At 59.6% G+C, this 20,299-nt stretch carries 15 protein-coding genes and 2 pseudogenes; 4 read left to right on the top strand and 13 right to left on the bottom strand.

Annotation, left to right across the window (positions count from 1 at the left end):
- Positions 1 to 13: 13 nt before the first annotated feature.
- From AACY18_RS18630 to AACY18_RS18585, 10 genes are read right to left on the bottom strand one after another with little or no spacing between them, the layout of a single operon-like run.
- A complete protein-coding gene (locus tag AACY18_RS18630; RefSeq protein WP_339432514.1) occupies positions 14 to 1,150 on the bottom strand; it encodes a glycosyltransferase family 2 protein in 1,137 nt (378 codons plus the stop codon).
- Complete coding sequence (locus AACY18_RS18625; protein WP_339432513.1) at positions 1,143 to 2,111, bottom strand: glycosyltransferase; 969 nt, start codon at positions 2,109 to 2,111, stop codon at positions 1,143 to 1,145. Before AACY18_RS18625 ends, AACY18_RS18630 begins: the two co-directional genes overlap by 8 nt.
- On the bottom strand, positions 2,108 to 3,478 hold the full coding sequence (locus AACY18_RS18620) for an O-antigen ligase family protein (RefSeq protein WP_339432512.1): 1,371 nt from the start codon (positions 3,476 to 3,478) through the stop codon (positions 2,108 to 2,110). Before AACY18_RS18620 ends, AACY18_RS18625 begins: the two co-directional genes overlap by 4 nt.
- Positions 3,475 to 4,566: a glycosyltransferase family 4 protein gene (locus AACY18_RS18615; RefSeq protein WP_339465651.1), complete on the bottom strand. Its 1,092-nt coding sequence runs from the start codon at positions 4,564 to 4,566 to the stop codon at positions 3,475 to 3,477. Before AACY18_RS18615 ends, AACY18_RS18620 begins: the two co-directional genes overlap by 4 nt.
- On the bottom strand, positions 4,563 to 6,158 hold the full coding sequence (locus AACY18_RS18610) for a GumC family protein (protein WP_339432510.1): 1,596 nt from the start codon (positions 6,156 to 6,158) through the stop codon (positions 4,563 to 4,565). Before AACY18_RS18610 ends, AACY18_RS18615 begins: the two co-directional genes overlap by 4 nt.
- A 17-nt stretch (positions 6,159 to 6,175) precedes the next feature.
- Positions 6,176 to 7,201, bottom strand: a complete 1,026-nt coding sequence (locus tag AACY18_RS18605; RefSeq protein WP_221729562.1) for a polysaccharide biosynthesis/export family protein — start codon at positions 7,199 to 7,201, stop codon at positions 6,176 to 6,178.
- Between the two features lie 21 nt (positions 7,202 to 7,222).
- A complete protein-coding gene (locus AACY18_RS18600; RefSeq protein ID WP_339465650.1) occupies positions 7,223 to 7,870 on the bottom strand; it encodes a CpsD/CapB family tyrosine-protein kinase in 648 nt (215 codons plus the stop codon).
- Positions 7,870 to 8,616 (bottom strand): sugar transferase, encoded by a 747-nt coding sequence (locus tag AACY18_RS18595; RefSeq protein ID WP_339432508.1) that lies wholly within the window; start codon positions 8,614 to 8,616, stop codon positions 7,870 to 7,872. Before AACY18_RS18595 ends, AACY18_RS18600 begins: the two co-directional genes overlap by 1 nt.
- An 18-nt stretch (positions 8,617 to 8,634) precedes the next feature.
- A complete protein-coding gene (locus AACY18_RS18590; RefSeq protein WP_339465649.1) occupies positions 8,635 to 9,672 on the bottom strand; it encodes an NAD-dependent epimerase in 1,038 nt (345 codons plus the stop codon).
- Positions 9,669 to 11,021 carry a UDP-glucose dehydrogenase family protein gene (locus tag AACY18_RS18585; protein WP_339432506.1) on the bottom strand — a complete coding sequence of 451 codons (1,353 nt, stop codon included), beginning with the start codon at positions 11,019 to 11,021 and terminating at the stop codon, positions 9,669 to 9,671. The genes AACY18_RS18590 and AACY18_RS18585 overlap by 4 nt, the downstream gene beginning before the upstream one ends.
- A gap of 390 nt (positions 11,022 to 11,411) precedes the next feature.
- Here AACY18_RS18585 and AACY18_RS18580 point away from each other — a divergent pair, with 390 nt between their 5' ends.
- Positions 11,412 to 13,109 carry a sulfatase-like hydrolase/transferase gene (locus AACY18_RS18580; protein ID WP_339465648.1) on the top strand — a complete coding sequence of 566 codons (1,698 nt, stop codon included), beginning with the start codon at positions 11,412 to 11,414 and terminating at the stop codon, positions 13,107 to 13,109.
- Positions 13,110 to 13,125: 16 nt separating this feature from the next.
- Here the strand turns inward: AACY18_RS18580 and AACY18_RS18575 are convergent, their stop codons facing one another.
- The gene (locus AACY18_RS18575; protein ID WP_339465647.1) at positions 13,126 to 14,067 is read right to left on the bottom strand and encodes a YncE family protein; all 942 of its coding nucleotides are present in this window, start codon (positions 14,065 to 14,067) and stop codon (positions 13,126 to 13,128) included.
- 159 nt (positions 14,068 to 14,226) lie between these two features.
- On the opposite strand from AACY18_RS18575, the gene AACY18_RS18570 reads away from it, so the two are divergent.
- The 3 genes and pseudogenes from AACY18_RS18570 (at position 14,227) to AACY18_RS18560 (ending at position 18,395) form a co-directional block, all read left to right on the top strand.
- Positions 14,227 to 14,880 carry an ABC transporter ATP-binding protein gene (locus AACY18_RS18570; RefSeq protein WP_221729569.1) on the top strand — a complete coding sequence of 218 codons (654 nt, stop codon included), beginning with the start codon at positions 14,227 to 14,229 and terminating at the stop codon, positions 14,878 to 14,880.
- The gene (locus AACY18_RS18565; protein ID WP_339465645.1) at positions 14,877 to 17,348 is read left to right on the top strand and encodes an ABC transporter permease; all 2,472 of its coding nucleotides are present in this window, start codon (positions 14,877 to 14,879) and stop codon (positions 17,346 to 17,348) included. Before AACY18_RS18570 ends, AACY18_RS18565 begins: the two co-directional genes overlap by 4 nt.
- Positions 17,338 to 18,395, top strand: a pseudogene (locus AACY18_RS18560) (lipocalin-like domain-containing protein). Before AACY18_RS18565 ends, AACY18_RS18560 begins: the two are co-directional and overlap by 11 nt.
- 404 nt (positions 18,396 to 18,799) lie before the next feature.
- Here AACY18_RS18560 and AACY18_RS18555 read toward each other — a convergent pair.
- Entirely contained in the window at positions 18,800 to 19,627 is an 828-nt protein-coding gene (locus tag AACY18_RS18555; protein WP_339465643.1) for a glycosyltransferase family 2 protein, read from the bottom strand.
- 357 nt (positions 19,628 to 19,984) lie between these two features.
- Positions 19,985 to 20,299, bottom strand: a pseudogene (locus AACY18_RS18550) (transposase domain-containing protein); the annotation flags it as partial.

The raw sequence follows: 20,299 nt of genomic DNA, 5'->3' as shown, positions 1-20,299 counted from the left end.
GGCTTCGGTCCTCTTAGCGGTTCTGTTCAGGATTCCACTGGGCATAGCGCTGGCCGCGCAGGAACTGCCACAAGCCAAGACTCATCCCGGCGAGAGTGACCAGCACAAAGGCGGCGAGGCGGAAGGGTTTGGGCAAGCGGTGTTGCGAATCCATCAATCCGGCTATCGCCACGGCGTAGCCGAACAGTTGTGCAATGAGGCTCAGGCGATAGAAACCGTGCTCGCTCCACAGCCAGAAATTGCTCAGCAACAATGGCAGCAAAAGGATTGGTGCCAGGCGGCGGATCAGTTTGTGGCTGATCAGCGCGATCGAATACAGGCCATATTTCAGCGGATTGAGCAGTTCGCGGCGCTGAGCGAGGCTTTGCAGCCCGCCGACGGTGACGCGTTGACGACGACGGAACTGTTTGTCGGCTTCATCGACGCCTTGGTCGATGACCTGCGCTTGCGGTACATAGACGATGCGTTTGTGCGCGACCGGCGCGCAGGTGCTGATAAAGAAATCGTCGTTAACCTCTGCCGGCACGTTCTGGAACAACTCGCGGCGCAGCGCGAGCAGGGCACCGTCGGCGGACACCATGCAACCGGTGCGGTTTTCCACCCGGCGCAGCCAGCCTTCGTAATGTCGATACAGGCTATCGCCGACGCTCAAGCCGCCACCGGTGACCGGGATCACCATGTGCCCGGCACAGGCGCCGATTTGCGGGTCGCTCAATGGCGCCAGCAAATGTCCGAGGGTGTCGCGTGACCATTGGTTGTCGGCATCGGTGAACACCAGAATGTCGCCCGTGCTCAGGGCCACGCCGGCGTTAAGCGTCGCCGCTTTGCCTTGGCGCGGCAGGTCGAGCACGGTAATGCGCGGATCGACGACGTTGTGTGCACAAGCCACGGTGTCATCCGTCGAGCCGTCGCTGGCGAGAATGATCTGCAAACGGGCAGGCTGATAATCCTGGGCCAGCAGCGTGCGCAACTTGTGCTCGATGTGCCGCGCCTCGTTGTGGGCGGCAATCACGATGCTGATGTTCAGCGGCGGCGTTGGGCCATGCCGGCTGGCCGCGAACAGAGGCGCCAGTATCGTCAGCAAAAGCGGGTAACCCACATACGCGTAGACCGGTAGCAACAGGCACATCCAGAAAATGAACTCAGCCACGGGCAGGCCTCCTGGCATTCCAATGACACAGACTGAGAATGAACGCGGCGCCGGCCAGGTGCAGGCGTACCCAGTGCAGGCCCCACAGTTGCAGGGTCAGCAAGAGGTCACGATGCTTGATGCTTTGGCGAATGCTCAGCACCAACCCCGGCACCAGGGTCAATATCAGCATGGCCGCCGCGTGATGAGGAAAATTGTCGAGCAGGGCCGAGATCGCCAGAAAGTCGAGGAGCCAGACCAGCAGCGAAAGCATCGGGAAACGCAGCAGACGCAGGCTGTAACCGTGGGTGCGCAGCAGTTGCAGATGACTGCCCTGACGCCACATCTCCTTGCCCATCCACTCGCGCCAGTTCATTTCGTAACCCCAGTGCAGGGCTTCGTTGTCGTTGATCGACAGCAGCAACGCACCGTTTTCACGCAGGCGCAGGGTGAACTCCTTGTCTTCGCCGGTACGCAGGCTTTCATTGAAACCGCCGACCTTGTCGAACCAGTCACGGCGCATCAGCAGGTTGGAGCTGGGCAGCCAGTCCACGACGTGCGAGGCCTGCGCGCAAATACGCTGGGTGCGACGCTGCCACGCGATGGCGTACCACGGCGCTTGTGCCGGGATGCCCAGGTCCAGCGCAAACACATCGGCCTGACCACTGGCGTGCAGATCGAACAGCGGCTGCAGCCAGTCTTGCGGCATCTCAACATCGGCATCAATGAAGGCCAGCCAATCACCGGTTGCGACCGCCGTACCGCGATTGCGCAGGGCGCCGATCAGCAAACCCGGATGCACCAGCACTTGTGCGCCAAACTGGCGGGCAATGTGCGGGCCGTCATCGCTTGAACCGTTGTCGACCACGATCAGTTCGCACTCGACGCCGGCGGCGTGGGCGGCTTTTTCTGCCGACAGCAAGGTGCGGCCAATGTGCCGGGCTTCGTTGTACATCGGGATGATGATGCTGATTCGGCTCATGCGACGGCCTCCGTGATCGGTTCTTGTTCGGCTTTCAGGCGCAGCACCCAGGTCATGGCAAGCATGATCCACACGTATTTCTGGTTCGGCGCACTGAGGAACATCAGGAACAACGTCAGCGACAGGAAACTCACGCTCAGATGGGTCATCAGGTCCGCCTGTTGCCAGTCGCGTCGGCGCATCCACACGGCGCGTGCGCGGATCAGGTTGTACAAGCCGAGCCCGAGCATGCCGACGAACATCAGGCCGGCGGGAATCCCCAGTTCGCTGAAGATTTCCAGATAAGTGTTGTGAGCGCGGCGATAGAGGTCACCGATCTTGCGGTTGGCCGAAAACGCCTTGGCGTAGCCGGTGGTCGCGTAGTGCAGCGCGAAGGTGCCGGGGCCGGAGCCCAGCAGCGGGTTCTCGCGGATCATCTGCGTACCGACAACGATGTAGGAAGCACGGCGGCCGAGGGATTCGTCGTTATGGCCCTTGGCGCCGGCACTTAATACGCTCAAGGATTGAATGCGCGCCAGGTAACCGGCGGGCATCGCATAGATTGCCAGCGGAATCACGATGGCCGCGCCGAGCATGGCGAAGCCCAGGTGCCGTGGGCGAATTCGTGTCATTTGCGCGCGGTAATGCCAGCCGCCGATCAACAGACTCAAGGCCACGACCACCAGCCCTGAGCGCGATTCGGTCTTGGTCATGCCGCCGAGCAACAGCAGGCAGCACGCGCCCCAGAACAACCGATGCAGCAGGTTAGGGCCGCGAATCACCAGCAGCAGCCCCAGCGGGATGGCGAAGGCGATCAGCATCGCGAAGGCGTTGGGGTCTTCGAGCAGGCCGGCAGCGCGGCCCTGATCCTGGAATCTGGTCGAGAACATCGCCATTGCGCAGGTGCTGCTGACGGCAAGGGTGACCAGTCGGGCGAACAGGTCGAGGTTCAGCTCGCGGCCGATCAACAGGGTGATGACAAACAGGATCAGCCCGACGCTGAGCTCGCGCAGATGCTCCAGCGACATGCCCATGTCATCGGTGTTCAGCAGGCTGAGGAAGTACAGAACCATGAACCCGATCAGGTAACGCCAGATATTGCTGCGCAGGCGTTCGGAGGGAATCTGATGCAGCGCCAGTTGCAGCATCAGAATCACCGCCAGCGAGGCACCGAGCAGTTTGCTGCCGGACAGCGAACTGTCCTTGAAGAAACCTTCGAACGGCACCAGTGCGGCGATACCGAGCAGGCCCCAGGTTGGCTTGCGGTACAACACCGTGAAACCCACCAGGCCCAGCACCGCTCCCGGTGCCAGATACGGATAGGGGCTGGCCAGCAAAGCGATGCAGACCAGACCGAGCAGACTGACGATCGAGAGCGGGAAAATCATGCGCGTGCCTCCCGTGCCGTGCGGATGTAGAGCTGCGACCAGCGTTCGGCCAGGGCCTTGAGGTCGTAGCGATCCTGTTGCGTGCGTTTGGCGTTGTCGCGCAGTTGTCGCGCCAGTTTGGGCTCGCTCAACAACGTTTCGAGCTGATGGGCGAGGGCGGTGCTGTCGGTCGGAGCGGCGAGCAAGCCGTTGTGCCGATGTTCCAGCACATCGGGAATTCCGCCGACACCAAACGCCACCACCGGCACGCCGGCCTGCATTGCCTCCAGCAAAATCATCGGTGTGCCTTCGGTGCGCGAGCTGATTACCAGCGCATCGAGCTGCTGCCACCACGGTTGCATGGCCGTCTGATAACCCGGTAAACGAATCCGTTGCTGCAAACCGGCGTTGTCGATGCGTGCCTGCAACGCCTCGCATTCCGGCCCGTCGCCGAGCATCACGGCGTCCAGTTGCGGGTGCTGATGACACAGCGGGATCAGCGCATCGAGAAACAGATCCGGGCCTTTCTCGCTGCTCAATCGGCCAACGTAACCGGCCAGCCAGCGTTGCCGACCCGCATCGGGAACCATCGCCGCAGCCGCCGGCAAACCATTGGGGATCACCTGCAACTTCTCGGCCTGTACGCTGGCATCGCGGTGCAACACCGCGATGCTTTCTGCCACGCAGACCACCCGATCCACCGACGCGGTGCGGCACAGTTGCAGGCTGAGCCAGGTGTAGAACTTCTGCTTGCGACTGCGCGGCGTGAAGCCGTGTTGGGTGATGACCAGCGGCAGGCGCAACAGTGTCGCGCCCATCCAGCCAAACAGCAGGCCTTTGAAGTTGTGCGTGTTGATCAGCGGCTTTTCACTGCGACGCTGACGCAGGTGCCGCAACAACTCCCCAAGCCCGCCGCAGCCACGGCCATCCACCCCGGCTTCGCGAAAGCGCTCGATCAATTCTGGCGGCGCGTCGAGAAACAGCACCTGATGCTGCCCCGGCGTCGCCAGACAATGATCCAGCAACATCCGCTCGGCCCCATAGAAACCGCCGCTGCTGAGCAAATGAATGATCGGCAGCGAGGTCTTCGGGGTGGACACGGTGTTCAATTGCGCACCCAGTGCAGGAAGCTCGGCACCGTCCAGTTTTTGTGCGGATTGCTCGGTAGCACGTTCTCGTCGTTGATCACCAGCAACACCGGCAGACCAAGCTCGTGGCTGATTTGCGCCGGGTGTTTGAAGCGATGGTCGAAGAACTCACGCACATAGACCAGGGCAATGGCCAGCAGCAGACCGGTGAACAGGCCGAATGGAATGATCAGCATCGGTTTCGGGAACGCCGCTTCGGTGGGTTCGAACGGCGGGCTGAGCACCCGGGCGTTGGACAGATCGTCGTTCAGCGCGCCGACGGTGCTGCTCTCGGCGAAACGCTGGGCGTAGGTCGAGAACGCGGCGTGCATGGCGTCGATTTCGGTGTCCATCTGCCGCAGCTTGCTTTGGGTTTGCTGCAGGTCACGGATACGGTTCTTGAATTCGGCGATGCGTGCGGTTTTCTGATCGATCACCTGCTTGACCACCGAAAGATCGTTGGTGCGCTCCTGAATCCGGTTGCTCACCACCTTGAGGAACTGCTGGCGGGTGCGGCCGATTTGCTCGCGGGTCAGCAACATGGGTTCACTGCCAGGCTGGAACACCGCAAGGTCGTTCATGTAGCGGCTGACCTGAGTGGTCAGTTGCTCGCCCAGTTGTTTTATTTCCCGATCTTCGAACGCCACATTGTCGACGGTCGTGGTGAAGGTGAAGGGGAAGGTGTAGTCGTTGAGCTTGTTGTTGCTGCTGGCGGCGGCCAGCGCGGTTTTCAGGTATTCGAGCCAGCGCTGGCTTTGCAGCAGGCGATCGCGATACAGGTTCAGTGCCTGTTCCTCGGTGTTGATCGCGTTCAGGCGGAAGGTGATTTCTTCCTTGGGATCCGCCGCACCGACACTTTCGAGCAGTGCCTGACGGTTGCCTTCCAGGCCGTCGAGCCGTACTTGATACAAGTGCTTTTTGGATTCGTAGAAGGACTGCGGCAGGTCGATCGATTGCAGCGCCTGACGGCTCACCAGATAGTTTTGCAGCAGGGCCGTGACAAAGGTCGTGCCTTGGTGCGGGTCCGGGAAGCTGTAGATGATCGAGATCACGTTGGAGCCCGGCAGGGTCTCGATTTTCAGGCTGTCGATGGCTTGTTGGGTCAGCGCATCTAGGGCTGTGTCACGCACCGGGTCGGTTTCCAGCCCGAGCATGTTGCGCGTCGGGTTGATCACGTATTGACGCAGTGGCGAGGTGAAGTAGCGCTTGAAGGGCTCGCTCACCAGTTTGTTGAACATGCCGGGCGAGGGCGTGTATTCGCCTTTGTCGCGCAGTTCGCTGATGGTCTGACGGATCAGCGCCGGCGAGCGGAGGATGTTGCTCTCGGTTTCCATGTCCGCCAGCGACGGCGGAATGAACGTGGCGTTATCGACCGTCAGTGACGTGGTGGCGTCACCCTGGGAGAGTTTTTTCGACTGCACGATCACCTGTGCGGTGATATCGAAGCTCTGTTTGAGCACCAATGGCAGCAGCAGGGCGATGACTGCAAAGATCAGGAAGACCCGTTTCACCAGTTGCTTGTTGGCGAAGAAGATCCTGAAGAACTCATGCAGGTAGTTTTCCTTTGGATTCATGATCGTTCACCTGGGAGTCAGTTACTGCTGCTGCTTTTATTGTCGACGCGGTAGCCGAAGCTGAACCCGACGCCCTGGAACAACACCACGTCGGCCAATTGCCGGGCGAGTTCGCCGGCGCTGGCCAGTTTGGTTTTCGGTACGAAAAGCATGTCGTCCGGTTGCAGATACGCGATCTGCGAGGCGTCGCCGGCCAGGGCTTTTTCCACGTCGTAATGCACGGCCTGCACCTGATTGCCGTTGCGGCGCATGATCACCACCGAATCCAGGCGCGCCTTGACGTTGGTGCCGCGCGCCAGGGTCAGCGCTTCTAGCACCGATACCGGCCGACGGATCGGGTAGGAACCCGGTTGGCCGACTTCACCCAGCACGTAAATCTCGTTGCCGGCGGTGGATTTGAGCAGTACATCCACGGTCATCCGCCCCGGCAGTTGTGCGTATTTCTGGTTAAGGAACGTTTCCAGTTGATTGACGGTCATGCCTTGCAGCGGCACGGCGCCGATCTCCGGGAAACTCGCGTAACCGTCAGTGCCGACGGTGATCTCGCGGCTCATGCCGGTGGCCGGGTGGTTCAGCGCACTTTTCAGGTTCTGCTCGTTAGTCAACGGGCTGATGATCTGCACCGTCAGTTGATTGCGGTTGGGCTGGAACAGTTGTTTGCGCTGATAGGCCCGCTGGATTTCCTGACGGGCCTCATCGCTGGTCAGCCCGGCGATTTTCACCGAGGTGTTGGCGCCCGGCAGTTCGATGGTACCGTCGGGCAGCACCAGTTGATTGCCGTTGAGCTGGCTGGCAGCGGTGAAGTTCAGGCCGATCTGGTCACCTGACTGCACGCGGTAAGCGTCCGAGCCGCTGGTGCTGATGTGGAAGATCACGTCCAGCACATCCTGCGGGCGCAGGGTCTGCTCGATCTTCGGCATGTCGGTGGCCTGGGCGTTGGCCGGAGTGGCGGTGAGAATATTCACCGGCATGGTCTGGACTTCGGAAGTGCTGGAGCAACCTGCAAGCGGCAGCAACAGCAGGACAAGCATTCTGGCGTTCATGGCGTCATCCTTCGCGGTGGCCTAGAGGTTTTTGTAAAGCCATTTGGGCATGTAGTACTTGCGCCGGTTAAACACGCTGCCGACCACTTTCGCCCCGGCCTGGGTCAGGCGTTGCACGGCGGCCTGGGCGACTTCCCAGCGGGTGTCTTCGGCGCGTACGACGAACACCACGCCATCGACCTGAGTGCTGATGACCAGCGTGTCGGCGGCGGAGTACACCGCGTCGCCATCGATCACCACAAAGCGGTACTGGCTGCCCAACTGGTCGAGCAACGGGCTCAGGCGCTCGGCGGTCAGGTGTTCCATGGTGCGAATCGGCCGGCCGTTGGGCAGCACATGGAAGGGCAGGCTTGAGACCTGCACCACACAGTCCTGCAACAGCGGCGGGTTGTCCGGGCTGAACAGCAAATCCCGCAGGCCGCGCTCCTTGCCCAGGTTCAACTGCTGGGTGAGGTTGCTCGCCGACTGGCTGGCATCGACCAGCAGCACTTGGCCGCTGCTCATTTGTGCCAGTTGACTGGCCAGCGCCAGAGCACTGGTGGTGGTGCCGGCACCGGGGTTGGCGGCGGTCAGGAACAGGATCCGCAGATTGAGATCCAGCACGGTCGAGGTCAGGTTCGATTCGCTGGGACTGGCGATGCTCAGGCTTTTGTTGGTTGAACCGTCCATTAGCTTGCTCCGTGGCCGCTGAATACTTTGAAGGGGGTTTTCAACAGGATCTTCAGATCAAGCAAAAGGCTTTGCTCGGCGATATAGCTGAGGTCCAACTCAACGCGCTGGTCGAAGTCGATGTTGCTGCGTCCGGAGATCTGCCACAGACCGGTCATGCCGGGGTAGATCGCCAGACGTGCGAGGTGGTTGTCCTTGTAGCGATAGGCGTTGAACGAAGTCGGACGAGGGCCGACCAGGCGCATGTCACCGGTCACCACGTTGATCAGGTTGGGCAACTCGTCAAGGCTGGTACGCCTCAGGAAACCGCCGATGCCGGTGATGCGGGGGTCCTTGTCGATCTTGAAATCGATGGCTTCGGCACCGTGCTTGTTGAGATGGCGCAGCGACTCCTTCAACTCTTCGGCGTTGGCGACCATGGTGCGAAATTTGTACATGCCGAACTTGCGGCCGCGATAGCCGGTGCGTTGCTGCACGAACATCACGGGCCCCGGGCTGGTGAACTTGATGGCCAGGGCCAGGCCCAGCAGCACGGGGGAAATCAGCAGCAGAATCAGCAGCGCGCCGAAACAGGCGACCACCCGATTGGTGCGCGACAGTTGCCATGGACGACCGCCATCGCGCCCTGTGAACCACCCGCGGCCTTGGCGGTGGATCGCCGCATCGAGGCGCATTCGGTGCTCGGGGTCGACGCGCTTGTCACGCCGCATCTCTTGGATCGGCACACCTTTTTCATGTCCAGTCATGGAGTCCTCCACATAAATTCAGCCGCGAGCGGCGCGTGGGCGATAGGCAGTGGGGTAGTAGTCGCGGAACCAGGCGATGAAACGCCCCAGTCCTTCATCCAGTTCTATCCGCGGCTGGAAGCCGGTGGCCTGGGCCAGATCGCTGGACTCGGCGCAGGTGTTAAGCACGTCGCCCGGTTGCAGGGGCAGCAGCTCGACAATGGCTTTGAGGCCAAGGTGTTTTTCTATCAGGGCCAGGTAGGTTTTCAGCTCCACCGGGTGTTGCCCGCCGATGTTGAACAGCCGCCACGGCGCCATGCTGCTGGCCGGGTCGGGTAGCTCGCGATCCCATTCAGGACGGGCCAGCGGTGGCTGGTCGGTGAGGCGGGCGATGCTTTCGACGATGTCGTCGATGTAGGTGAAGTCGCGCTGGTGTTCGCCGTAATTGAACAGCTTGAGCGGCGTGCCTTGAGTGATTGCGCGGGCAAACTGGATCGGCGACATGTCCGGCCGACCCCAAGGGCCGTACACAGTGAAGAAGCGCAGCCCGGTGCAGGGAATGCCGAACAGGTGGCTGTAACTGTGGGCCATCAACTCATTGGCTTTCTTGGTCGCGGCGTACAGCGACAGCGGATGATTGACGCCGTCCTTCACGGAGTAGGGCGTGTGCTGGTTGGCGCCATACACCGAGCTCGACGAGGCGTAGATCAAATGCTCGACGGGGTGGTGACGGCAGCTTTCCAGGATATTCAGGAAACCGTTGAGGTTGCTGTCCAGATACGCCCGAGGATTGTCCAGCGAATAACGCACGCCGGCCTGCGCCGCGAGGTGGACCACCACTTGCGGGCGTTCGCGGACAAACAGCGCTTCGATGGCCAGCGCATCGGCCAGGTCAACCGTGGCGAGCTGGAAATCGCCGACCTGCTCGCGCACCCATTGCACGCGGTCGTGCTTGAGTTGCGGGTCGTAGTAGGCGTTGAAATTATCCAGACCGACCACCGAATGCCCGTCGCGCATCAGCCGCAACACGCAATGGGCACCAATGAACCCGGCCGCACCGGTGACCAGAATCTTCATGGCCGCAGCCCTTCAGGGGCGACATGGCGCAGGCCGATGCCGCTGTAGTGCAGGCCGGCCGCCGCCAGGTGTTGCGGGTTATAGAGGTTGCGGCCGTCGACCACGACCCGCGAGCGCAGTTTGCTGGCCAGCAACTCGAAATCGACCACGCGGAAGTTTTTCCACTCGGTGCAAATCACCAGGGCGTCAGCGTCTTCCAGTGTGTCGTCGCGGGTGGCGCACAGATGCAGGTCGTTGCGATAACCGTAAAGGCGCCGGCATTCGGACATGGCTTCCGGATCGTAGGCCTGCACGCTGGCGCCTTCGGCCCACAGTGCGTCCATCAGATAACGGCTGGGGGCTTCGCGCATGTCATCGGTGTTTGGTTTGAACGCCAGGCCCCAGATGGCAATGGACTTGCCGGCCAGACCTTGTGGGAATTGCGCTTTGAGTTTGCTGAACAGAATGTGCCGCTGAGTGTCGTTCACGTCGGTGACGCTGCGCAGCAGTTTCAGCGGCATGCCGTTGTGTTCGGCAGTGTGCAGCAGGGCACGCAGATCCTTGGGAAAGCACGAGCCACCGAAGCCGCAGCCCGGATAAATAAAGTGGTAGCCGATGCGCGGATCGGAGCCGATGCCTTTGCGCACCGCTTCGATGTCGGCGCCGAGCAGTTCGGTGAGGTTGGCCAACTCGTTCATGAAGCTGATGCGGGTGGCGAGCATCGCATTGGCCGCGTACTTGGTCAGCTCGGCGCTGCGGTTGTCCATGAACATCAGTTTTTCGTGGTTGCGGCAGAACGGCGCGTAGAGTTCGCTCATCTGCTCGCGGGCCTCGTCGTCGAGGGTGCCGATGATGATCCGGTCCGGGCGCATGCAGTCAGCGAGCGCGCTGCCTTCCTTGAGGAATTCGGGGTTGGAGACCACGCGTACGGTCAAGGTGCTTTTGCCACGACGCAGCAGTTCGCTGTTGGCGGCGGCCAGCACTTCATCCGCTGTGCCGACCGGTACGGTGGATTTGATGATCAGGGTGCGATCAGCCTCCATGTGCGACGCAATCTGCCGGGCGACGTTGAGCACATGGGAGAGATCAGCGGAGCCGTCCTCATCGGCTGGCGTGCCGACGGCGATGAAGATCAACTCGGCATGGGTGACGGCGTCGCTGGCCTGGGTGCTGAACAGCAGACGACCAGCCTTGATATTTTCTTCAAGTGTGTTCGACAAACCCGGTTCGCTAATGGGCGGCACCGCTTGTTGCAGTTGTTTAATCTTGTTCGGATCAATATCAACGCATAAAACGCGATGTCCGACATCGGCAAGTGCGGCGGCTTGAATCAAACCAACGTAGCCCGTGCCAAATACACTCACGTCCATAATGCGCACCTCTCAAAAACAAAATGAGAACTTAAGAATTGAACTGTCAAAATGGGTATAGCGCAGCGTGCGCAAAGCGTGTCAGCAAAATGACATGTTGCACGTGTATAACACCCGGCTTTTTTCAGGCTATTGGCCATCAAGTGCTTGCTATTACTGGGTTTGTCGCGTTCTTGACGCTTTTTCCCTGTTGAGAAGAAAGCGATAAACGGTCGAGAGCCCTGAAATTAAAGACTTGTAGCCGCTGGAGTGTGTCAGGAATGAGTCAACGTTTTTTTGACGCTTTAGGGAAAAACCAGTCTTTTCTTGCGGTTTGATGGCCGGGTGCTAGTGTCAGGTTTTGACCGACAAACTATTGACCCAATACCGTTTTGTACGACCGGGATTGCCATGTTTCGATATTTTAAAGAACTGCTTTTAGTTGTTTATCTGCTGCTTTATTCCGAATATTACATTGAGCGGTTAAATGCTATCGGTGTTGGTTTTGCTGTACTCCTTTTTGGCGCGATGTTTTTGGCGCTTACTTTAGCGTTATATCTAACGGCTTATATTCGTCAGGCGCTCATTCGGCATTTATTCGCGATAACGATGTTTGTTTCGGCGGTGTTTTTTGATGTCTACACCCGGGTTACGGCCGATTACCTGAGCTACAGCAGCTTCATCTCGCTGGTGTATTCCGGCGGTTTCATTCAGGAAGCGGCTTACCAGTATCGCGATGCGATCATCCACGGTGCGCTCAGTGGCTTGCTGTTGTTGGTGGGCATCGGTCTCAAACCGCGGCATTCGCTTGTCGTGCCCAACGCATTGCGCGTGGCGGCGCCGATCTGTGGCGTGATCGTGCTCAGCGCTGTGCTGTTTCTGCGCGCCGGTGAGGGCGCCCGGGGCTTGCCGATCATGTACACGCCGCTGGCCTATCTGAACCTGTTCGCCTATGAGGCGCTGCACAACACGGTCGGTCCGCGTGAACCCGTCACACTGGCGCGCAATGGCCAAGCGGTCGGGCATGACATCGTGCTGATCATCGATGAAAGCATCTCCGGCAATTACCTGGACATCAACGCGCCATTCGGTGTGCACAGCAACCTCAAACAACCGCACGCGGGCGTCGACATCTTCAATTACGGTTACGCCGCGTCCATCGCCAATTGCAGCGCCGACACCAACGTCACCTTACGCTACGGCGGCACCCGCGCCGACTACATGCGCATCAACAGTACGCTTCCGTCGATCTGGCAGTACGCAAAAAAGGCCGGGATGCGCACGGTCTACATTGACGCCCAGCGCACCGGCGGCCACTTGCAGAACCTGATGACCGACGCCGAGAAAAAGGACATCGACGAGTTTGTCCAGTTCGACCGCACCAGCGTGCGAGATCGCGACATGGCGGCCGCGCAGAAACTGATCGGTTTGCTCAACGACGACAAGCCCGAACTGATCCTGATCAACAAGGTCGGCGCGCATTTTCCGGTGCACGACAAATACCCGGATGCGTTCATGGCTTACCGTCCGACCTTGCCGCGCGGACAGTTCACCGAAGTCGCCGACACCGGCAAACGCGATGGCTTCAATGGTCAACCGGATGACTGGGTGCTGTATCGCAATGCCTACAAGAACACGGTGTTATGGAACGTCGGCGAGTTTTTTGCGCGGGTGTTTGCCCAGGCCAATCTCAACAATGCGCTGGTGATCTATACCTCGGATCACGGTCAGGATCTTCATGAACGTGGCAACCCTGGGCTGAATACGCATTGCGGTGGCGATCCGGTGGAGGAGGAGGGCCTGGTGCCGCTGGTGGTGATTCAGGGCCGCGACTTGAAGACGCTGGATTGGTCGACGCAACTGGCCGCCAACAAGGATCGCTCCAGTCACTACAACATCTTCCCGACGCTGTTGCAGTTGATGGGTTACGACCTGGCGGGGATCGAGGCGGTGTATGGCAAGCCGTTGACAGTGCCGACGGCGGATGAATTCACCTTCAACTACCGCTTCAACGCGCGGCTGGGGGCCAAGCCTGAGTGGAAACATATTGATCTGGGCAGCATTGTCACGCCGTCGCAGGCACCGACCAGTGTGGCGGCGGGGCAGTAGATTTCGAGGCAAACGCTCAGTCGGCTTGCAAGGCAAACACCCAGATCGCATCGGCTGACGAGTCACAGACATACAGCTTCTGGCGGTCGCGACTGAACACAGGGCTTTGCGGATATTCGCCAGCCGTAAACGTGTGAATGCTGCGCCGCGATACGGTATCGATGATTGAGACGGTTCGTTCGCCGGCACTGCAGCAGCAGGCGAGGCGGCCGTCCGCGCTGACGACAAACCCGTGAGGCAACTGAGCGGTCGGGATCAAGTCAATCAGTTTGCCTACGCCCAGATCAATGACCGCCGTGCTGCTATCGGCGTTGCGATAGGGTACGTAGGCCAACTGATTGTCGGGGCTTAGCGTCACTTCCTCAAAGGAGTTGGGGAGGGTCAAAACACTCTGCGTCTCGGCATTGCGGGTGTTCAGGAACCGCAGTTCATGATGGATGTAGTCGCAGTAGTACAACCGACCGTCGGCACTCAATGCCGCGCCACTGGTGAACGGCCCGGTATCGACGCAGGCGACGACCTTGGCGTTCGCCGTATCGATTTCATGGATGTGCCCGTTCACATGACTGTTGCTGTGCACAAACAACCGCGCGCCGTCAGCGCTGAGCACCAACGAATGTCCCTGGGCAGCGCTGATGGTCTGACGGATACGTTGGCGGCGGGTATCGATGGCCAGTATCAGCGGTTGATCGAGGCCGGTGATGTATGCGGTCACACCACTGTTTTCGATAACGATTGCCATGGGCCGGATTGGTAGCGGTATCACCGCGCTCACCCTGTGCAAGTGCAGGTCGATGATCGACAGGCTGCGGCCTTCGGTATTGCACACGTACGCAACCGGCAGTTTCGGGTGCAGGGCGATGGCTCCGGGTTCACGCCCCACGGTGATGGCCTCGATGACCTGGGAGGTGCATTTGATCGGAGCAGTGAGCGTTTCATACATGATTGTTGTCTTCATGGCGGAGTGGCCTTTTGGATTCAACTGCCTCTGTTCGACGGCCTGTTTATTAGATACCCGTGCCCTTTGCTCCGCTACTGTCAGAGTTGACAGGTACCGGCACACAAAAAACACTCGCGGCCGCTATCCTAGAGCCACTTGCAAACTTTGGATGACGGCATGCTTCAGGTTCTGGATGTCTTTAAAAGTTACCTCACCCCCCAAGGCCCATTACCGGTGCTGCAAGGCGTCGACCTGACGCTGGAACCTGGTAGTAGCTTGGCGCTGATGGGCGAGTCCGGCAGTGGCAAAAGCACCCTGCTGCACCTGGTGGCCGGCCTCGACAAGGTCGACAGCGGCAGCATTCGCTGCGGTGAGCATCGACTTGAAGCGATGAACGAAGCGCAACTGGCGAACTGGCGCCGAACGGAAATCGGTCTGGTGTTCCAGCAGTTCAACCTGATCGGCAGTTTGCGCGTCGAGGACAATCTGGCGTTTCAGGCGCGTTTGGCCGGGCGTCATGAACCGCGTTGGCTGGCGCATCTGGTGCAACGCCTGGGGCTGGGCGATTTGCTCAAGCGTTATCCCGAGCAACTGTCCGGTGGCCAGCAGCAACGGGTTGCACTGGGGCGTGCGCTGGCCTCGCAGCCGAAATTGCTGTTGGCCGACGAACCCACGGGCAGCCTCGACGAAGCGACCAGTGATGAAGTACTGCGACTGTTGCTCGAACTGCTCGACGACACGCCGACGACGTTGTTGATGGTCACCCACAGCACGCGTGTGGCACAACGGTTGGCACAGCGTGTGGTGTTGTCCAACGGGCGTCTGCTGTGATCGTCTTCAAACAAACCCTGCGCGCGCTGCTCAGCCATTGGCGGCGGCATCCGGTGCAGTTTTTCAGTGTGCTGACCGGGTTGTGGCTGGCGACCAGCCTGCTGACCGGCGTCGAGGCGCTGAACAGTCAGGCGCGTGACAGTTACGCGCGCGCCAGCCAGTTGATTGGCGGCGAGCCGCAAGCCAGTCTGAGCACACCGAGCGGCGCAACATTCCCTCAGCAATGGTTCATCGATCTGCGCCGTCAGGGCTGGCCGGTCTCACCGTTGTTGCAGGGCCGCTTGAGTCTCAAAGATCACGACAACCAACGTCTTCAGTTGATGGGGATCGAACCGGTGTCGCTGCCGGCGGATTCGGCAGTGGCCGGGAAGGCGATGCCGATCGAGCGGGTCGTCGAGTTTCTCACGCCGCCGGGCAGCACCTGGATTTCCCCGCAAACCTTGCAGGCGTTGAACCTGCAAGAAGGCGCCACGCCGCAAACCCTGGGGGGCCAGAAATTGCCACCCTTGCTGGCGCAAAAAGACATGGCGCCGGGCGTGTTGCTGGTGGACATCGGCGTTGCGCAAACCCTGCTCGAACAACCCGGGCAACTGTCACGCTTGTTGTTGCCCAAAGATTTTCACGGCGAGTTGCCGCCCACGTTCAAGGGGCAGTTGCAACTCAAGAGCCGTGGCGAGGAAAACAATCTGGCGCGACTGACCGAGAGTTTTCACCTCAATCTCGATGCCTTGGGCTTTCTTTCGTTCGTCGTCGGTTTGTTTATCGTTCACGCCGCCATCGGGCTTGCGCTGGAACAACGGCGTGGCCTGCTGCGTACCTTGCGAGCCTGTGGGGTCAGTGCGCGGATGTTGATCGGCTGCCTGATCGTCGAACTCGGTGTGCTGGCGCTGATCGGTGGCGTGTTTGGCGTCATCAGTGGTTATTGGCTGGCCAGTGTGTTGCTGCCCGATGTCGCCGCCAGCCTGCGCGGTTTGTATGGCGCGCAGGTGGCAGGGCAGTTGCAACTGAGCCTTTGGTGGTGGTTCAGCGGGATCGGCTTAAGCCTGCTCGGCGCCTTGCTGGCCGGTGCCAACAGCCTGATACGGGCGGCGCGTTTGCCGCTGTTGGCGGTGGCCGATCCGCAAGCCTGGCATCAGCAATATGCGCGCTGGCTGCAGCGCCAGGGTTGGCTGGCTTTTGTGTTGGGCGTGATCGCGCTGCTGGCACTGATCTGGGGCGACAGCCTGGCCAGCGGTTTTGTGCTGATGGTCGGGCTGTTGATCGGCGCCGCGCTGGCCTTGCCGGTGTTGCTCAGTGCGCTATTGAATCAGTTGCTGGGGCGCCGTCGTTCAGTGCTCGGCCAATGGTTTCTCGCCGACTGCCGACAACAACTGCCAGCGCTGAGCCTGGCGTTGATGGCGTTGCTTTTGGCGCTGGCCGCCAATATCGGCGCCGGTAGCATGACCGCCGGTTTTCGCCAGACCTTCAACGACTGGCTCGAACAACGTCTGAGCGCGCAGTTGTACATCAATCCGGTGAATCCGGCACAGGCCCGCGAGATGCACAACTGGCTCAAACAGCAGCCACAGGTCACGGCGATACTGCCCAACTGGCAGGTGTCGGTGACGCTGCATGGCTGGCCGGCGGAGGTGTTCGGGGTGATCGACGATGTCTATTACCGTCAGCACTGGCCGTTGCTCGACTCGGTTGGCGGTGAACCGTGGGCGCATCTGGCGACGGATGATGCGGTGATGCTCAGCGAACAAATGGCCCGACGCTTGAAGGTCCACCCCGGCGATCACATGACGATCCCGACACCCAACGGGCCATGGTCACCGCGCATCGTGGGTATTTACGCCGATTACGGCAATCCCAAGGGGCACCTGCTGGTCAACGTCAATCATCTGTTGCACAACTGGCCGCAACTGACGCCGAACCGCTTCAACCTGCGCATCGACCCGCAGAATATTGCGCCGTTGCTCAGCGCATTGCAGGCGCGTTTCCAACTCGATGACAGCCGTATCGTCGATCAGGCACAGCTCAAGGGCTGGTCGGTTCAGGTGTTCGAACGCACCTTTGCGGCGACGGCGGCGTTGAACAGCCTGACCCTTGCGGTCGCTGGCGTTGCGCTGTTCATCAGCCTGCTGACCCAGAGCCAAAGCCGCCTCGGCCAACTCGCACCGCTGTGGGCATTGGGCGTGACACGACGGCAATTGATGCTGCTCAATCTCGGCCAGACCTGGCTGCTGGCGGTGCTGACGCTGGTCTTGGCGTTGCCGCTGGGGATCGCGCTGGCGTGGTGTCTGGATGCGGTGATCAACGTGCAGGCTTTCGGCTGGCGTCTGCCGCTGCGGGTCTTCCCATGGCAACTGCTGCAACTGATGGGGTTGGCGTTGCTGGCGACATTATTGGCCTCGGCCTGGCCTCTGTATTCGCTGTACCGCACGCAACCGGCAGATCTGCTGAGGACGTTTGCACATGAGGATTAAGCGGGTTGTGCTGTGTGTCGCACTGCTGCTGGGCGGATGTGATCAGTCCACGCCCGAACAGAAGGGTTTTGCCGGAATGGGCAATCAGGCTCAGTCGTTTAAGCCGGTGGTACCGGGGCGAGCGTTCAGCTTTCCGGCCGATCATGGCGCGCACGATGGTTTTCGCATCGAATGGTGGTACGTGACGGCCAATCTCAAGGATCAGCAGGGCAATGATTTCGGTGTGCAATGGACGTTATTTCGCAGTGCGTTGAAACCTGTGCCGGAGCAGGCGGGGTGGGGCAACCAAACCATCTGGCTGGGGCATGCGGCAGTGACTTCCCGTTCTGTTCATCATGCGGCCGAGCGCTATGCGCGGGGCGGTGTGGGGCAGGCGGGCGTGCGGCTGGCGCCGTTCGAAGCGTGGATCGACGATTGGCGGTTTGCCAGTCAAGCGCCGGACCCTCTCAGCGATATGCAGCTGAGTGCTCGTGACACGTCATTCGCCTATCAACTGCACCTCACTTCGAGCCGTCCGTTGGTGCTGCAAGGTGACAAGGGCTTCAGCCAAAAGTCCGAACAGGGCCAGGCCTCGTACTACTACAGCCAGCCATTTTTTCAGGCCAGCGGCACTTTGCAGGTCGACGGTCAGACCTACACCGTCAGCGGCCCGGCGTGGCTTGACCGCGAGTGGAGCAGCCAGCCACTGACGGCCAACCAGACGGGTTGGGACTGGTTCTGGACAACGGCGAACACCTGATGCTCTATCGCATGCGCCAGAAGGACGGTGCGCCCTACCTGACCGGCACCTGGATCGCCGCCGACGGTCAGACGCAAACCCTGCGCGCCGAACAGATCAAACTCACTGCGCAAGACACCGCCGATGTGGCCGGCCGCTCGATGCCGGTGAAATGGTCGATCAGCATCCCTGACAAACACCTCGACATCCGCCTCGACGCACTCAACCCCAACGCGTGGATGAACTTGCGCATTCCTTACTGGGAAGGCCCGGTGCGCATCAGCGGTAACCAGGGTGGGCAAGGGTATCTGGAAATGACAGGTTACTGAGCGTCCTAAAGAACTGACAGTCGGGCGGAGCGTTATTGTCACTTACACGGATGTATTAAAAGTGACCCGTCAGTGTGAAAGTTGAGTATTAGCTCTATCGATGTTTGTTCTTGTACAGGTTGAGGCATGAGGGCACTACATATAAAAGTATGCGTTGAAACTTTCTCGGTAAATTTCGGCGAGATACAGTTTTTAACTTTTCAGTACATAAATTTCATCATTATCCATGGCGACATATACGCCAACTTCCATTAAAATCCTCCCCGTTCGCCCAGTGTCAGGGCTCTTTACCGGTGCATGGATTGCCAGGCCATAACACTGGGCGAACACCATGCAGGAGCAGTTGTATACAATTTCACATAAAAAAGGGGCGACTTTGAAGTCGCCCCTTTTTTTTCCTTGAATCAGACCGGCGTTTGCATCCCGGATTTACCGTGTTGCCCTTGAAAGCGTTTGAGCGTCGCCTGATACATTTTCGTGCGCCGGTGATCTTTCCCGTAGGTGCCTGCCGCAGCGACGGTTCCTGCCTGAATGTGATCCAGATAGCTGAAAATCTTGCGCGGCGACAGGAACTTGATGCCGTAGCCCAAGCCTGCCATCCGGTCCTGCAGCGTATAACCGGGCACTCGGTCATCCATGCAAAAGTGCAGCCCCAGAGACTTCATCAAGCGGACATTCCACAGCGTACAAAAACTTTTGAGGTGAGTTTCCTTATAGGGCTTCGGCTCTTTTGTATGCAGGCCCAAGTGTTTCTTTGCGCGTCGAACATGATGCTTGCAGAAACGCGAAGTTAAACGCCAGGTATCTCTCACCACGCCACGATTGATTTGCTCGACACAACCGACGGCGGCGATATCCGGCGTCTTTGTACATTCGCGCATCATCATGGCAAACACTTCCTTGTCGTAGACAAAGGTATCGGTGTGCAGCAGAAACAGATAATCGCTGTCGACTTTTTCCAGCGCCATATCCAGCGCCTTGCCATGCGCAATATGCCCGGCCTCTTTGCAAGGCGATGGCCGTTCGATCAGATTGATCCAGTCCAAAGAACGCAAGTAATCCAAGCTTGCATCCGCCGAATCGTTGTCCACCACCCACACCGCAATACGTTGCTCTTTGACGTGCTCACGCAAAAGCTCAAGGCACATCCTGGTGATGTCCAAGGTTTTGTAATTTACCAAGACAAGGCTGAAGTTCGCCGGTGGCTGGGCTGGTAAATCAATGGCTTTCATATCTGAAGGACTCATCCGCGATTCATGGGCAACAGTGGTTTCATGAGCCGCAACGGTAGCGAGGCAACCTTAGGCGAAGCTTAATTTCCGGGTTCGCGTGGGTGAAAGGCTAAACTGCGAGCCCATTTAAGCTTCAAGGAAGAGAAGGCCAGCGCCGTTACCTCACGGATGAACCCACTTTCCCTCTACCACCTGGTCCTGTAATGGCTGCGCGTGTGGCCGAAAAAACTGTTCCGCCAAATTGCCCGGCATTGCTCGCGCAAACGCTATGCACGTCTCGCCGGCGCCGTTGAGCGCTTGCTGTTTCGCTACCTCAAACACACCTCAAAACTGAGTAAGCGCTCCATAAACCCCACCGTGTTCGGGTAGTTCGTGGATGACTTCGATACGCGGCAGATCAGCCGACAGTGGCTTGCGTTTGCCTCGGCGCGGTGTCGCGGCAACAACTTCTTCATCAGCGTCGCCAACCAACGGCATGGGTTCGCTTTCGGGCTCGTTGAACAAGGCCAATTGCGGGGTGTTGGGCTCGATGGTTTGCTCGGACTTACGCCCGAACAGACGGTCGCGCAACAGCTTGATCTGTTCTTTCAGGTCGACGATGTGGGTCTGATAAGCCTGGGCCGATTCCTCTTGGCGACTGAGTGCCTCAAGCAGCAGTTGCTTGAGCAAAAC

Origin of the sequence: Pseudomonas sp. EA_65y_Pfl2_P74 (genome assembly GCF_963970575.1) — a bacterium.
Classification (GTDB): Bacteria; Pseudomonadota; Gammaproteobacteria; order Pseudomonadales; family Pseudomonadaceae; genus Aquipseudomonas; species Aquipseudomonas baetica_A.
The sequence above is the reverse complement of the archived record's forward strand: the minus strand, read 5'-3'. Positions and strand labels throughout refer to the sequence as shown.